The organism is Lysobacter sp. DMC104, from assembly GCF_056313665.1.
Map to the genome: position 1 here is coordinate 100,468 of NZ_JBQUZW010000011.1, position 14,808 is coordinate 115,275.

Annotated in this window: 11 protein-coding genes, 1 tRNA gene and 1 riboswitch; of the genes, 8 read left to right on the forward strand and 4 right to left on the reverse strand. The window is 69.8% G+C overall.

The genetic code is table 11. The features are described from left to right. On the reverse strand, positions 1 to 2,619 hold the full coding sequence (acnD, locus tag ACT53R_RS14645) for a Fe/S-dependent 2-methylisocitrate dehydratase AcnD (RefSeq protein WP_476172635.1): 2,619 nt from the start codon (positions 2,617 to 2,619) through the stop codon (positions 1 to 3). A gap of 185 nt (positions 2,620 to 2,804) precedes the next feature. On the opposite strand from acnD, the gene ACT53R_RS14650 reads away from it, so the two are divergent. The 3 genes from ACT53R_RS14650 (at position 2,805) to ACT53R_RS14660 (ending at position 3,905) form a co-directional block, all read left to right on the forward strand. Next, positions 2,805 to 2,881 (forward strand) — tRNA-Met (locus ACT53R_RS14650). An 86-nt stretch (positions 2,882 to 2,967) separates the two neighbouring features. Then, positions 2,968 to 3,321, forward strand: a complete 354-nt coding sequence (gene queD, locus ACT53R_RS14655; RefSeq protein ID WP_476172636.1) for a 6-carboxytetrahydropterin synthase QueD — start codon at positions 2,968 to 2,970, stop codon at positions 3,319 to 3,321. 179 nt (positions 3,322 to 3,500) lie between these two features. Next, positions 3,501 to 3,905 (forward strand): phasin family protein, encoded by a 405-nt coding sequence (locus ACT53R_RS14660; RefSeq protein WP_476172637.1) that lies wholly within the window; start codon positions 3,501 to 3,503, stop codon positions 3,903 to 3,905. A 126-nt stretch (positions 3,906 to 4,031) separates the two neighbouring features. Here ACT53R_RS14660 and ACT53R_RS14665 read toward each other — a convergent pair whose 3' ends face one another. The 3 genes from ACT53R_RS14665 to bioD all read right to left on the reverse strand — a co-directional run bounded on the left by ACT53R_RS14665 (position 4,032) and on the right by bioD (position 9,048). After that, entirely contained in the window at positions 4,032 to 7,100 is a 3,069-nt protein-coding gene (locus tag ACT53R_RS14665; protein ID WP_476172638.1) for an efflux RND transporter permease subunit, read from the reverse strand. A 3-nt stretch (positions 7,101 to 7,103) separates the two neighbouring features. After that, on the reverse strand, positions 7,104 to 8,240 hold the full coding sequence (locus ACT53R_RS14670) for an efflux RND transporter periplasmic adaptor subunit (RefSeq protein ID WP_476172639.1): 1,137 nt from the start codon (positions 8,238 to 8,240) through the stop codon (positions 7,104 to 7,106). A gap of 112 nt (positions 8,241 to 8,352) precedes the next feature. Further along, a complete protein-coding gene (bioD, locus tag ACT53R_RS14675) occupies positions 8,353 to 9,048 on the reverse strand; it encodes a dethiobiotin synthase (RefSeq protein WP_476172640.1) in 696 nt (231 codons plus the stop codon). Positions 9,049 to 9,134: 86 nt separating this feature from the next. Between bioD and ACT53R_RS14680 the strand changes: the two genes are divergently transcribed. The 5 genes from ACT53R_RS14680 (at position 9,135) to ACT53R_RS14700 (ending at position 14,742) form a co-directional block, all read left to right on the forward strand. Beyond that, entirely contained in the window at positions 9,135 to 9,629 is a 495-nt protein-coding gene (locus ACT53R_RS14680; protein WP_476172641.1) for a GAF domain-containing protein, read from the forward strand. 40 nt (positions 9,630 to 9,669) lie between these two features. Beyond that, on the forward strand, positions 9,670 to 10,041 hold the full coding sequence (locus ACT53R_RS14685; RefSeq protein WP_476172642.1) for a TfoX/Sxy family protein: 372 nt from the start codon (positions 9,670 to 9,672) through the stop codon (positions 10,039 to 10,041). Positions 10,042 to 10,076: 35 nt separating this feature from the next. Continuing rightward, a riboswitch (cobalamin riboswitch) is annotated at positions 10,077 to 10,306 on the forward strand. 127 nt (positions 10,307 to 10,433) lie between these two features. After that, complete coding sequence (gene btuB / locus ACT53R_RS14690; RefSeq protein WP_476172643.1) at positions 10,434 to 12,293, forward strand: TonB-dependent vitamin B12 receptor; 1,860 nt, start codon at positions 10,434 to 10,436, stop codon at positions 12,291 to 12,293. A gap of 166 nt (positions 12,294 to 12,459) precedes the next feature. Beyond that, complete coding sequence (locus ACT53R_RS14695) at positions 12,460 to 12,987, forward strand: hypothetical protein (protein WP_476172644.1); 528 nt, start codon at positions 12,460 to 12,462, stop codon at positions 12,985 to 12,987. A 69-nt stretch (positions 12,988 to 13,056) separates the two neighbouring features. Further along, positions 13,057 to 14,742 carry a S8 family serine peptidase gene (locus ACT53R_RS14700; RefSeq protein WP_476172645.1) on the forward strand — a complete coding sequence of 562 codons (1,686 nt, stop codon included), beginning with the start codon at positions 13,057 to 13,059 and terminating at the stop codon, positions 14,740 to 14,742. The last annotated feature ends 66 nt before the right edge of the window (positions 14,743 to 14,808 follow it).

Sequence of the window (14,808 nt, forward strand, 5' to 3'; positions counted from 1 at the left end):
TCAGGCCACCTTGCTCGCTTCGAGGAAATCCTGCGCGAAGCGCTGCAGCACGCCGCCGGCTTCGTAGATCGAGACTTCCTCGGCGGTGTCGAGACGGCAGGTCACGGGGACTTCGACGCGTTCGCCGTTGCGGCGATGCACGACCAGCGTCAGCGTGGCGCGCGGGGTGCGTTCGCCGGTGACGTCGTAGGTCTCGGTGCCGTCGAGGCCGAGGGTGAGGCGCGTGGTGCCGGGCTTGAACTCCAGCGGCAGCACGCCCATGCCGATCAGGTTGGTGCGGTGGATGCGTTCGAAGCCTTCGGCGACGATCGCTTCCACACCCGCGAGGCGCACGCCCTTCGCTGCCCAGTCGCGCGAGCTGCCCTGGCCGTAGTCGGCGCCGGCGACGATGATCAGCGGCTGGCCGCGGTCCATGTAGGTCTCGATCGCTTCCCACATGCGCATGACCTGGCCTTCGGGCTCGACGCGCGCCAGCGAACCCTTCTTCACGCTGCCGTCGGCGTTGCGCACCATCTCGTTGAGCAGGGTCGGGTTCGCGAACGTCGCGCGCTGCGCGGTGAGATGATCGCCGCGGTGCGTCGCGTACGAATTGAAGTCCTCTTCCGGCAGGCCCATCTTCGCGAGGTATTCGCCAGCGGCACTGCTGGCGAGGATCGCGTTCGACGGCGACAGGTGATCGGTCGTGATGTTGTCGCCGAGCACCGCCAGCGGGCGCAGGCCCTGCAACGTGCGCGGCTTGGCGAGCGCGCCTTCCCAGTACGGCGGGCGGCGGATGTAGGTGCTCATCGGGCGCCAGTCGTACAGCGGCTTCACCGGCGCGTCGTGTTCGACGCGCACGTTGAACATCGGCTCGTAGACCTTGCGGAACTGTTCCGGCTTCACCGCCGACTTCACGATCGCGTCGATCTCGGCGTCGGTGGGCCAGAGATCCTTCAGCGTGATCGGGTTGCCCGCCGCATCGTGGCCCAGCGCGTCCTTCTCGATGTCGAAGCGGATCGTGCCGGCGATGGCATAGGCCACCACCAGCGGCGGCGAGGCGAGGAACGCCTGCTTCGCGTACGGATGGATGCGGCCGTCGAAATTGCGATTGCCCGACAGCACCGCGGTCGCATACAGGTCGCGGTCGATGATCTCCTGCTGGATCTTCGGATCCAGCGCGCCGCTCATGCCGTTGCAGGTGGTGCAGGCGAAGGCGACGATGCCGAAGCCCAGCGCTTCGAGATCGTCCTTCAAGCCGGCTTCTTCCAGATACAACGCAACCGCCTTCGAGCCCGGCGCCAGCGAGCTTTTCACCCACGGCTTGCGCACGAGGCCCCCGCGACGCGCGTTGCGCGCGAGCAGGCCGGCGGCGATGACGTTGCGCGGATTCGAGGTATTGGTGCAGCTGGTGATCGCGGCGATGATCACCGCGCCGTCGGGCATCAGGCCTTCGGCTTCCTGCGCCTTGCCGGTCTGCAGCTTGGATTCGTCGGCGATGCCCTTCGCGGCGAGATCACTGACGGCGACGCGCGCGTGCGGGTTCGACGGGCCGGCCATGTTGCGCACCACCGTCGACAGATCGAACGACAGCGTGCGTTCGTACTGCGCGGCGGCGAGATCGTCCGACCACAGGCCAAGCGTCTTCGCGTAGGTCTCGACCAGCGCGACCTGCTCGTCGCTGCGGCCGGTGAGCTTCAGGTAATCGATGGTGTTGGCATCGATGAAGAACATCGCCGCGGTCGCGCCGTATTCGGGCGCCATGTTCGAGATCGTCGCGCGATCGCCCAGCGTCAGCGCGGCAGCACCCTCGCCTCGGAATTCGAGATACGCACCGACGACCTTCTGCTTGCGCAGGAATTCGGTGAGCGCGAGCACGATGTCGGTTGCGGTGATGCCCGGCTGCGGCTTGCCGGTGAGTTCGACGCCGATGATGTCCGGCAGGCGCATCCACGACGCGCGGCCGAGCATCACGTTCTCGGCTTCGAGGCCGCCGACGCCGATCGCGATCACGCCCAGCGCGTCGACATGCGGCGTGTGGCTGTCGGTGCCGACGCAGGTGTCGGGGTACGCGACGCCATCCAGCGTGCCGATCACCGGCGACATCCGCTCCAGGTTGATCTGGTGCATGATCCCGTTGCCCGGCGGGATCACGTCGACGTTGCGGAACGCGAGCTTCGTCCAGTCGATGAAGTGGAAGCGGTCCTCGTTGCGGCGATCCTCGATCGCGCGGTTCTTCGCGAACGCATCGGGATCGAAGCCGCCGCATTCGACGGCGAGCGAATGGTCGACGATGAGCTGGACGGGAACGACCGGGTTCACCTGCGCCGGATCGCCGCCCTGGTCGGCGATCGCGTCGCGCAGACCGGCGAGGTCGACCAGCGCGGTCTGGCCGAGGATGTCGTGGCAGACCACGCGCGCCGGGAACCACGGGAAGTCGATGTCGCGCTTGCGCTCGATGAGCTGCGACAGGAAGGCGTCGAGGCGCGCGGGCTCGGCGCGACGGACCAGGTTCTCGGCCAGCACGCGCGAGGTGTAGGGCAGGCCCGCCCAGGCGCCGGGCGACAGGGCCTCCACCGCCGCGCGGGCGTCGAAATAGGCCAGGGAGGTGCCGGGCAGCGGCTTGCGGTGGGCGGTGTTCATCGGGAGGCGGGGTCCGTGGCCGTGGGGCGCGCAGGACGCGCCACAGGCGGATCGCCGCCGTGCGTCGCTCGGTCTGCGCAGGGGAAATGGAAAGTCCGATTATCCGGAAGAGGCGGCCCTGCCGTCATCCGCACATGGCAGTGGTTGACGGGCGTCCGCGCGGCACGGACAATAACCGGCTTCGTGGCTATGTAGCTCAGCCGGTTAGAGCACAGCACTCATAATGCTGGGGTCGGTGGTTCGAGTCCACCCATAGCCACCACCGCTTTCCGTCCGCCCCCGGGCGCGACCAAGGACCCGCCGGCAGGCGGGTCTTTTCGTTTCCGGCCTCCGTCCGAGGATCCCGCCATGGACATCTTCAAGGTCTTCACGCTCGAAGCCGCGCATCGGCTGCCCCACGTGCCGCCGGGCCACAAGTGCGCGCGGCTGCATGGCCATTCGTTCCGGGTGGAGATCCACGTCTCCGGCGAGATCGACCCGCAGACCGGCTGGGTGATGGACTTCGCCGACATCAAGGCCGCGTTCAAGCCCCTGTACGAGCAGCTGGACCACCACTACCTCAACGAGATCGAAGGCCTGGACAACCCGACCAGCGAACGGCTGGCGGTGTGGATCTGGGAGCGGCTGAAGCCCGATCTGCCGCTGCTGAGCGAGGTCGTGGTCCACGAAACCTGCACCTCCGGCTGCCGCCACCGCGGCTGAAAACCGGTCGGGATCGGCCGGAAAGGCCGGAAAATCGTCGCAACCCGTTGATTCTCCGTGAAATCCTGAACAGGGGCGATGCCGTTCGTCGGGCTCATGTTGCAATGCAGCAAAGCTGGGCCTATGTTGCACTGCACAAACCGGCACTTCCTGCCGGCATCCCGCCCAGGAGTTCTGTCATGTATCCGCAGTTCAACGATCAGTTCGCCAAGTCGGCCCGCCAGTTCGCGGACACCACCGCGCAGGTCGGCCGTCTGGCGCTCGAGAACACCGAGGCCGTCTTCGGCCTGCAGCTCGCCGCCATCGAAGAGAACATGAACGCCACCTTCGCCTTCTGGGGCGAGCTGGCCGATGTCCGCGACTTCGACGGCCTGAAGGCCGCGTGGCCGAAAGGCGCCCAGATCGCCCGCGAGACCGTCGAGCGCAGCATCGGCGCCGGCCAGGAAGCCTTCGGCCGCACGCTGAAGACCAACGAAGCCATCGCCCAGATCGCGAAGTCGCAGTTCGAGACCGCCGCCGCCACCGCGCAGGCGGACGTCGAGAAGGTGGTCAAGGCCGCTTCGGCCGCCCGCAAGGCCCGCTGATCCAGCGCGGGCAAGGCGCCGCTCCCTCCCCGGCGCCTGTTGTCTCTCTCTTTCGACCCGGTCGCACCCGCGACCGGGTTTTTTCTTGCCCGCCGTCCGGCCGCGACGTTCAGGCCGGCCGCGGCCTCAGCCGGCGGCGGGATGTGCGGCCGCGGCCTGCGCTTCGGCCTGCCGGCGGTGGTGGTCGCGACCGATCAGCAGGTACATCACCGGCACCACGAACAGCGTGAAGACGGTGCCGATGCCCATGCCGCCGACGATCACCCAGCCGATCTGGTTGCGCGCCTCGGCGCCGGCGCCGGCGGCCAGCGCCAGCGGCAGCGCACCCAGCACCATCGCACCGGTGGTCATCAGGATCGGACGCAGGCGCAGCGCCGCGGCGTCGATGACGGCCTCCAGCTTGGTCCGCCCCTGCTCCTGCAACTGGTTGGCGAATTCGACGATCAGGATGCCGTGCTTCGCGATCAGGCCGACCAGCGTCACCACGCCGATCTGCGAATAGATGTTCCAGCTGCCGCCGGTGAGCTTCAGCGCGAGGAACGCGCCGAACATCGCGAGAGGTACCGCCAGCAGGATCACCAGCGGGTCGACCCAGCTCTCGAACTGCGCGGCCAGCACCAGGAAGATGAAGGCGATCGCCAGCGCGAAGATCAGGCCGAAATCGCCGGCGGATTCGCGGAACTCGCGGCTCTGCCCGGACAGGTCGTACTGCGCGTCGGGCGCGACCTCCTTCAGCGCCGACTCCATCCACGACAGCGCCTCGCCCATCGAATAACCAGGCGCCAGGCCCGCGCTGATCGTCGCCGAACGCAGCTTGTTGAAGTGGTTGAGTTCCTTCGCCGCCACGGTTTCGCGCACGCCGACCAGATTCGACAACTGCACCATCTGGCCGTCGCCGGCGCGCACGAAGATGTTGTCCAGGTCGCCCGGCGTGCGGCGGTCGGCGTCCTCGACCTGCACGATCACGTCGTACTGCTCGGAGCCGCGCTTGAAGCGGGTGACGTTGCGCCCGCCGAGCATCGTCTCCAGCGTATGGCCCACCGTCGCCACGTCGCTGCCCACGGCGGCGACCTTGTCGCGATCGACATCGATCTTCAGCTGCGGCTTGTCGAGCTTGAGATCGCTGTCGGGATTGGTCAGGTTGGGGTTCTCGCGCATCTTCGCCATCAGCTTCTGCACGGTGTCGCCCAGTTCGTCCCAGGTGCCGGTGCTCTGCACGACGAAGCTCACCGGCTGGCCGAAGTCGTCCTGCCCCAGCGGCGGCGGCAGCGTCGGGAACGCCATGATCCCGGGGATGCCCATGAACTGCGGGAACAGCTGGCCCTGCACTTCCTGGGTCGAGACCTTGCGCTGCTCCCAGTCCTTCAGCATCACGAAGCCGATCGTGGTGGTGATCGACGGGAACCCCACGATCTGGAACTGCCGCTGCAGGTCGGGCAACTGCCGGAACTGCGCTTCCATCTGCTTGGCGTACTTGTCGGTGTACTCGACGGTCGAGCCTTCCGGCGCGATGCCGAAGCCGATGATGAAGCCCTGGTCTTCCTGCGGCGCGAGTTCGCGCGGCAGGCCCGTCCACAGGAGCGCGGCGGCGGCGAACACCGCGACGGCCGCGCCGACCACGATCCAGCGCCAGGCCAGCAGGCGTTCGAGCAGGCCGCGGTAGCCGCGGTCGACGGCGGCGAGCGCGCGTTCGCCGGCGAGGTAGAACCGCCCCGGCTTGTCCTGGTGGCGCAGCAGCTTCGACGACATCATCGGTGACAGCGTCAGCGCGGTGAATCCGGACACCAGCACCGCGCCGGCGAGGGTCAGCGCGAACTCCACGAACAGCTTGCCGGTGCGCCCGGTGGAGAACGCCAGCGGCAAGTAGACGGCCGCCAGCGTCAGCGTCATCGCGACGATGGCAAAGCCAATTTCCTTGCTGCCCTTGAGCGCCGCCTCGAACGGCGGCATGCCGTCCTCGACGTGGCGGTAGATGTTCTCCAGCATCACGATGGCGTCGTCGACGACCAGGCCGATCGCCAACACCATCGCCAGCAGCGTCAGCGTGTTGATGGTGAAGCCGAAGGCGTACATCAGCGCGAACGCGCCGACCAGCGACACCGGGATCGTCACCAGCGGGATCAGCGTGGCGCGACCGCTGCGCAGGAACAGGAAGATCACCAGCACCACCAGCGCGATCGCCTCGCCGACGGTCTTGTAGACCTCGTCGATGGATTTCTCGATGAAGATGGTGGAGTCGTAGGCGATGTCGACCTTCACGCCCTCGGGCAGCGTGCGCTGGATCTCGGGGATCATCGCCTTCAGCGCCGTGGAGATCTCCAGCGGATTGGCGACCGCCTGCTTGACGATGCCCAGCGGCACCGCGTCCTGGCCGTTGTAGCGGGCACGGAAACGGGTTTCCTGCGCGCCGAGTTCGACCTTGGCGACATCGCGCAGGCGCACGAGGTTCTGGCCGTCGTTGCGCAGCACGATCGCGCCGAATTCCTCCGGCGTCTTCAGGTCGGTCTCGGACAGCACCGTGAACTCGCGCGCGCGGCCTTCGACGCGGCCGGCCGGGATCTCGACGTTCTGCGCACGCAACGCGGCCTCGACGTCGGCGGACGTGAGGTCGAAGCCGGCCAGCCGCTGGGGCTGCAGCCACACGCGCATCGCATAGGTCGGGCTGAACACCTGCGCCTGGGCGACGCCGGGAATGGTCTGCACGCGATCCTTCACCAACCGCTCGGCGAGGTCGGCCAGTTCCACCTGCGAATGCCGCGGCGAGGAGAAGGCGAGATAGATGATCGGCTGCGCGTCGGCTTCCTGCTTCTGCACGATCGGCTCGCGCGCTTCCTCGGGCAGGAAGTCGCGGGCCTGGCCGACGCGGTCGCGCACGTCGGACGCGGCGCCGTCGGGATCGCGATCCAGGCGGAAGCGGATCGTGACCTGGCTGGACTGTTCGCGGCTGACCGACTGGATGTACTGGATGCCTTCCACGCCCGACAGCGCGTCCTCGATCGGCTGGGTGATCTGCGATTCGATCACCTGCGCGCTGGCGCCGGGATACGTGGTGTTGACGGTGATGACCGGCTCGTCGACCTTGGGGATCAGGCGCACCGGCAGGCGCTGGTAGGCGATCAGGCCGACCAGCAGCACGACGAGGTTGATGACCGTCGCGAAGACCGGCCGCCGGATCGAAAGGTCGGAGAGCGTCATGGCTCAACCGCCCTGTTTCGCGGCCGGCGCGGGCGCCGCCTCGGGCTTCGCTGCGTCGGGTTTCGCGGCGCCGTCCGCCGGCAGCACCGTCACGCCCACGCCGTCGTGCATCATCGGCTTGGCCTGGCCGGCGGTGATCACCACCGCGCCGGGCTGCAGGCCTTCCACCACCTCGACCTTGCCCGGCACGCGCGCGCCGGTCTTCACCACGGTCTTCTTCGCCTTGCCACCGACGACGGTGTAGACGAAGCGGGTGTCGCCTTCCTGCATCAGTGCCTGCTCGGGCACCAGCAGCGCCTGCGCATCGCCGGCGGATTCGAGCTTCAGGCGCGCGAACTGGCCCGGACGCAGGCGGCCATCGGGATTGCCGATCTGCGCGCGCAGCTTCACGCTGCGGGTGTTGGCGTCGATGCTGGGATCGATCGCCAGCACGCGGCCGCCGAAGCGGTCGCCCGGGAAGGCATCGACGTCGATCTGGATCGCCTGCCCGCGCGAGAGCTGCGCCAGCGCACGCTCGGGCACGCTGAAATCGACCTCGATCGGATCGATGCGCACCAGCGTGATCAGCTCCTGGCCCGCGGTGACGAACGCGCCGACGCTGACGTTGCGCAAGCCGACCTGGCCCGCGAACGGCGCGCGGATCGTGTACTTCGCCAGCGTGGCGCGCGCCGAATTCACCCGCGCCTCGTCGACGCCGAGCGCGGCGCGCGCCTTGTCGTGGTCGGCCTGCGCGACCAGCTTGGCGGCCAGCAGTTCCTTGCTGCGCGCGGCGGCGCGGCGGCTGTTCTCGAGGTTCGCCAGCGCTTCCTTCAGCGCGGCCTCCGGCAGGCTGGCGTCGAGCGTGAACAGCACCTGCCCGAGCACGACGTGTCCGCCTTCCTCGAAATGGATGCGGGTGATGCGCGCCGGCACTTCCGCGCGCACCGACACCGATTCGTCCGCGCGCAGGCTGCCGACGGTCTGCAGGCCGGCGGACAGCGGCTGCGGGGTGACGGTGATCGCTTCGACCGCGAGCGGCATCTCGCCACCGGGCGGACCACCGCCTTCGCCGGCCTGGCCCTCCGCGGACTTGTCGCCGCAGGCTGCGAGCGCGAGGGTGCAGGCCAGCGCCAGCAACACCGAAGGACGTCGAAGGCGCATGGGCGACCTCACAGGACACAGGATCGGCGGCCAGTCTAACGCGCGTGGCAGCGCTGTCGCCGTGCCGGAAGTGATGGGCGACGCGTCATGCACACCGCATGATCGCGCCCGTCTATGGCGACGTCGGCCGCAGCGCCTGCAGTGCGTTCGGCACGCTCGCCGCATCCGCGCGGAACGGCAGCATGCCCCAGCACGGCACCGGCAGATGGCGTTCGAGCCAGTCGAGGTTCTCCGCGCGGAACGGGGTGTCGGCTTCGATCTCCGACACGATCCAGCCCGCGAGCGTGCAGCCGTCGGCGGCGATCGCGCGCGCAGTCAGCGCGGCGTGGTTGAGGCAACCCAGGCGCAGGCCGACGACCAGCACCACCGGCAACGACAGCGCGCGTACCAGGTCGGCTTGCGAGAACGCCTCGTCCAGCGGCGCATCCCAACCGCCGACGCCTTCCACCAGCACGCAGTCGGCCCGAGCGGCAAGCCGTGCGTGGGCGGCGAGGATCGGCGCCGGCGTGATGGCCGTGCCGACCGCGCGGGCGGCGAGCGCAGGCGCGGTCGGCGCGGGCAACGCCCAGGGATTCACGTCGCCGTAGGCCGGGCGCGGATCGCTGGCGGCCTGCAGGCGCAGGGCGTCGTCGTTGCGCCAGCCGTCGGGCGTGGCCTCGCAGCCGCTCGCGATCGGTTTCATGCCGGTCGCGCGCAGGCCGCGCGCACGCCAGGCGTGCAGCAGCGCGACGCTGGCCACGGTCTTGCCCACGCCGGTGTCGGTACCGGTGACGTAGAGGCTGCGGAAGTCGGGCGGCGATGCGGTCATCGTCGGGAATCCATGCGTGGACGGCGCGGTGCGGCCGCGCGGAAGGGCATGGTAAGGCGCCACGGCGGCGCTGTTACACTGCGGGCATGAGTTTCGCCGCCATTCCGCTCACCGGCGACAAGCCGGAACAGTACGCCCAGCTCGCCGCACAGGCGGACGCCCTGCTCGCGGGCGAACACGATCGCATCGCCAACGCGGCGAACCTGTCGTCGCTGGTGTACCACGCGCTGCCCGACCTCAACTGGGTCGGCTTCTACTTCTTCGACGGCACCGAACTGGTGGTCGGTCCGTTCCAGGGCCTGCCCGCCTGCGTGCGCATCCCGCTCGACAAGGGCGTGTGCGGCGCGGCGGCACGGACGCGGCAGACCCAGCGCATCGCGGACGTGCATGCGTTCCCGGGCCACATCGCCTGCGATGCCGCCTCGCGTTCGGAGCTGGTGGTGCCGCTGGTGCACGACGGCGCACTGGTCGGCGTGTTCGATCTGGACAGTCCGGTTCCGGACCGATTCGGCGTTGAAGATCAGGCAGGGCTCGAAACGATCGCGGCGCTGTTCGTGCGCAGTCTGCGCACGGACGGTTGAGCCGCGACGCCACGATTTCACTTCGCGATCCCAACCGCCCATGGCGACGTCCATCAAACTCCGCAACATCGGTCCGAAAAGCGCGGCATGGCTGCGCCAGGTCGGCCTGCGCACCGAAGAAGACCTGCGCGCGATCGGCGCGCTGGAAGCCTTCATGCGCGTCAAGCGCGCGGGCTTCAAGCCCAGCCTCAATCTGCTGTATGCACTGGAAGGTGCGCTGATGGACTGCCACTGGCAGGAAGTCCCGGCCGAACGCCGCAGCGAACTGCTGGTCGCCGCCGACGCCGCCATCGCCCTGCTGCCGCCACCGCGTGGCCGCCCGGTCGCATCGCCGGTGACCACCACGCACACCGCCCGCGAGGAGGCCGCCCCGGCCTTCCGCCTGTTCGACGAGCCCGACAGCGGCGACTGAGCCGCCTGCCCGCCCCCGGCTCGGGGCGATCGGCTACACTGCGCGCGCTTCGCGGTGATCCGGCGGTGGTATTCGCCACCGGATTGAAACGGGAAGCCGGTGGGTTCCGGCACATGTCCGGAACGATCCCGGCACTGCCCCCGCAACGGTAAGCGCGTCAAATCGTCGCATCCGCCACTGTGGTCTCCACGGGAAGGCGCGACGACCGAACGGTTCCGTCCGTTCGCGCGCGAGTCCGGAGACCGGCCACGAAGTCCACACGGTTGCGATGCGGAGGGCGTCGCGGCGATGTCGCCGCCCGCGCCTGCGCGGTCCGCCGCTCGCAGCCTGTCCTCCGTTCGCGACTTCCCGCCTGATGTCTCGCCGCGCGGGTGCGCGCGATGGAGTCCCGAATGTCTTTCCGCAAGATCACGCTGGCGCTGGCCATCCCGGCCGCGCTGTTCTCCCCTTCCGCCTTTTCCGCCGACGCCGGCCATGATGCCGATGCGCTCGACACGGTCGTCGTCACCGCCACGCGCACGGCGGTCACCGCCGACGCCGCGCTGGCGCCGGTCGAAGTGATCGACCGCGACGCGATCCAGCGCAGCCAGGCCGCCTCGCTCGGCCAACTGCTGCGCGGCCGCGCCGGCATCAACCTCAGCAACCAGGGCGGCGAAGGCAAGCTCAGCACGCTGTTCGTGCGCGGTGCCGAATCCGACCACGTGCTGGTGCTGGTCGACGGCGTGCGCATCGGCTCGGCGACGTCGGGCCTGGCCTCGTTCCAGGACCTGCCGATCGCGCTGATCGACCGCATCGAGATCGTCCGCGGCCCGCGCTCCAGCCTGTACGGCTCCGACGCCATCGGCGGCGTGATCCAGATCTTCACCCGTCGCGACCAGGGCGCGGCGACGTTCCGCTTCCACGCCGGTGCCGGCAGCCACGGCCGCCGCGAAGGCGGCCTCGGCTTCGGCGGCGGCAACGACCGCGGCTGGTTCGGATTCGACGCCGGGCTGGTGACGACCGACGGCATCGACGCCTGCCGCGGCGCGGGATTCCCGGTGTTCGCCGGCTGCTTCGTCGACGGCCAGACCGACCGCGACGGTTACGAGAACCGCGCGGTGTCGGTGCGCGGCGGCGTCACGATCGGCGACGCCGTCACGCTGCAGGCGCACGCGCTGCACGTCAGCGGCCACAACGACTACGACGGCAGTTTCGTCGACAACTCCGACATCGTGCAGCAGGCGGTCGGCGCGCAATTGCAGTGGAAGGCGAGCGATGCGTTCACGCTGACCGTGTCCGCCGGCAGCAACAAGGACAGTTCCGACAACTTCCTCGGCGATGCGCCGAACGGCTTCTTTTCCGGCCGCCGCGACACCGCGTCGGTGCAGGCCGACCTCGTGCCGGCCGAAGGCCAGACGATCACCGTCGGCGCCGACTGGCTGCGCGATCGCGTCAGCAGCGACACCGACTACGACGACCGCCGCCGCGGCGATCGCGCGGCGTTCGCGCAGTACCAGGGCCGCTTCGGCAAGCACGACGTGCAGCTCGCGCTGCGCCGCGACGACAACGACCAGTTCGGCGGCAAGACCACCGGCAACGCCGCGTGGGGCCTGGGCTTCGGCGACGGCTGGCGCGTGACCGCGGGCTACGGCACCGCGTTCAAGGCGCCGACCTTCAACGAGCTGTACTACCCGTTCTTCGGCAACCCGGCGCTGCGTCCGGAAGCCTCGCGCACGGCCGAGGCCGGGCTGGCGTGGCGCGGCGACGCCATCGGCGTGCATCTCGATGCGTTCGAGACCCGCGTGGACGACCTGATCGCCTACGACGCCTCGCTGGGGCTGCCCAACAACATCGACGAAGCCCGCCTGCGCGGCGCCGAGCTGCGCGCCGACGGCACGCTGTACGGCTGGAACGTCGCTGGCGCCGCCAGTTGGCTGGATCCCGAGAACCGCGCCGCCGGCACCAACCGCGGCAAGGACCTGCCGCGCCGCGCCCGCGAGACTGCGCGGCTGGACGTCGACCGCGCCTTCGGTGCCGTGCGCGTGGGCGTGACCGGCGTGGCCGAGGGCGCGCGCTGGGACGACGTGGCCAACAGCCGTCGCCTCGGCGGCTTCGCCACGCTCGATGTGCGCGCCGAGTACCGCCTCGCCGACGCGTGGACGCTGCAGGCCGGTGTCGCCAATGTGTTCGATCGCCGCTACGAAACCGCGGCCTACTACAACCAGGCCGGCCGGACCTGGACGGTGGCGGTCCGCTTCGATCCGGGCCGCTGATCCGGGCCATTGATCCCGGCGACCGACGGCCCGGGCGCGGATCCCCGCCCGGGCCGGACGGCGGCAAGACGGGCGTCATGGCCTCGCCCGTCATGGTTTTGGCGTATCGTTTCCACGACGCCCGTCCAGAAATCGCGCCCTCCGCCGTCCCGCTCCGGCAACCGCCATGCCGACTCCGTCCGAACAACTCAGCCCCGGCCTCTTCGTGGTCAGGCCCGCGGCCGCCACCGTGCCCGCGAAGAAGGCCGCGCGCGGGTCGATGCCCGATCCGGCCGAACGCCTCGCCGACAAGGCGCAGGTGGAGCCCCTCGCCGGGCCGACGCCGGGCTGGCTGGTGCGGCTCAAGCGCCGGCCCCGCAGCGTGCGCGCCGGCTGGACCAGCCTGCACCGGCTGCTGGGCGATGCCTACGTGGTGCTGCCGGCGCTGGTCGACGACGCCGGCCGCCCGCGCTACCCGACCGGCCTGCTCTCGCTGCGATTCGGCAACGACGCCAGCGAAGACGCATTGCGTGAGATCGCCTCGCATTACGCTCTGGAGCTGGTCGGCAGGACCAAGTTCACGCGCCAGCAGGCGCTGTTCCGTCCTGCCGCCGGCAGCGATGTGTTCCTGCCCGACGTGAGCGGCCGGATCGAGCGCGACGACCAGGTCGAGGCCGTCTGGTTCGATGCGGAAAGCGCGTTCACCCGGACGTGACCGCCGCGGCCCGCGCCGCGCACGCCGCCCGCACCGCTGCCCCCAGCCACAGGATGTGAGGACGCCCCCATGGCCGTATTGCCCGATGCCGACGCCACCGCCACCCCGGCCGTCGTCGAAACCGCCCCCCGCGCCGACCTGGGCATGCGCATGGCCGACGGCGCCTGGATCGACCTGCAACCGCTGCCGTTGACGCTGGAAGCCATCGACGGCACCACCGTCGCGCAGCTCTCCGGCACGCCCACCGCCGCCATGGCCACGGCACGGGTGATGCGCGCTGCGCAGGCCTTCTTCCAGTTGCCCTCGCACGCACCGGTGCCCGCGCCGGCACCCGCGCGTCCGTCCGCCGCGGCCACGCGCACCGCCGTGCGCGCGAAGGCCGCCACGCGCGCGCTGGGCGACGTGCTGGAACGCAAGACCATCAGCGCGTACCTCGATCGCGAGACGCAGCTGATGCGCATCCTCTACAAGCAGGTCGTGCTGCGCTTCAAGCCCGGCACGCCGCAGAAGGTGCGCAACGCGATCATCCGCGACAGCGGGCTGCGCCTGTTCGCCGAGAATCCGCTCGCGCCCGACCAGGTGACGCTGAGCGACGACATGAAACTGCATCCGGGCGAAGCGCTGGTGCGACTGGCCGCGAAGCTGTCGACGCTGGACGAAGTCGCGTTCGCGGCACCGGATTTCATCTCGCAGTACCGCCGCAGCGCGCCCGCGGCGGCCGGCACGCCGTCGGCGAAGCAGTGGCACCTGAAGCTGGTCGGCGCGACGCAGGCGTGGAAGCTCACCCGCGGCAAGCGCGACGTGGTGATTGCCGTGCTGGACGATGGCATCGACGTCGAGCATCCGGAACTGCGCGCGAACGTGCTGCGCAACCCCGATCCCGACGAACCGCGCGATCTGTGCGGCCGCGATTTCTACCTGCCCGACGACGACGCCGACCACTTCAATCCGCGGCCGAAGCGCTTCCGCGCGCCGTTCGAGGAAATGGCCGGCAACGACATCCACGGCACCTGCTGCGCGGGCGTGGCCGTGGGCCGCGGCCCGAAGGCCTACGGGCTGGCGCCGAACTGCCGACTGCTGCCGGTGAAGGTGTTCCATGCCGACGACCTCGCCAGCGACAGCCGCGTCGCCGACGCGATCCGCTACGCCGCACATTTCGCCGACGTGATCTCGTGCTCGTGGGGCGGCGCGAAGAGCCCCGACATCGAGTTCGCGCTGCGCGACGCGCGCGCGATCGGGCGCAAGGGCCGCGGCGCGGTCGTGGTCTGCGCCACCGGCAACGACGAGCGCAAGCAGGTCGACTACCCGGCCTCCGATCCCAATGCGATGGCGATCGGTGCATCCACCGATGCCGACGATCTCGCCTGGTACTCCAACACCGGCGCGCAGGTCTGCGTGGTCGCGCCGTCGAACGGCGGCACCCGCGGCATCTTCACCACCGACGTGTCCACGCCGGGCCGCGGCTTCAACATCGGCGCGGCCGCAGCCGGCGGCGCCGACGGGCTGTTCGCCAGCGAGTTCGGCGGCACCTCGTCGGCCACGCCACTGGTCGCCGGCCTCTGCGCGCTGATCCTGTCGCTGAAGCCGGAGATGACGCCCGACGACGTGCGCGGAATCCTCATCGCCAGCGCGAAGAAGATCGGCCCCGCATCCGCGTACAAGGCCAACGGCCACTCCAACCGCTTCGGCCATGGCCGCATCGACGCCGCGAAGGCCGTCGCGCTGGCGAAGGCGTGGAAGAAGCCGGCGACCTGATCGCGACGCCACCGCAAGCGCCTCGTAGAGCGGAGCAAAGCTCCGCTGCCCCGGCGCCGGAAAGGG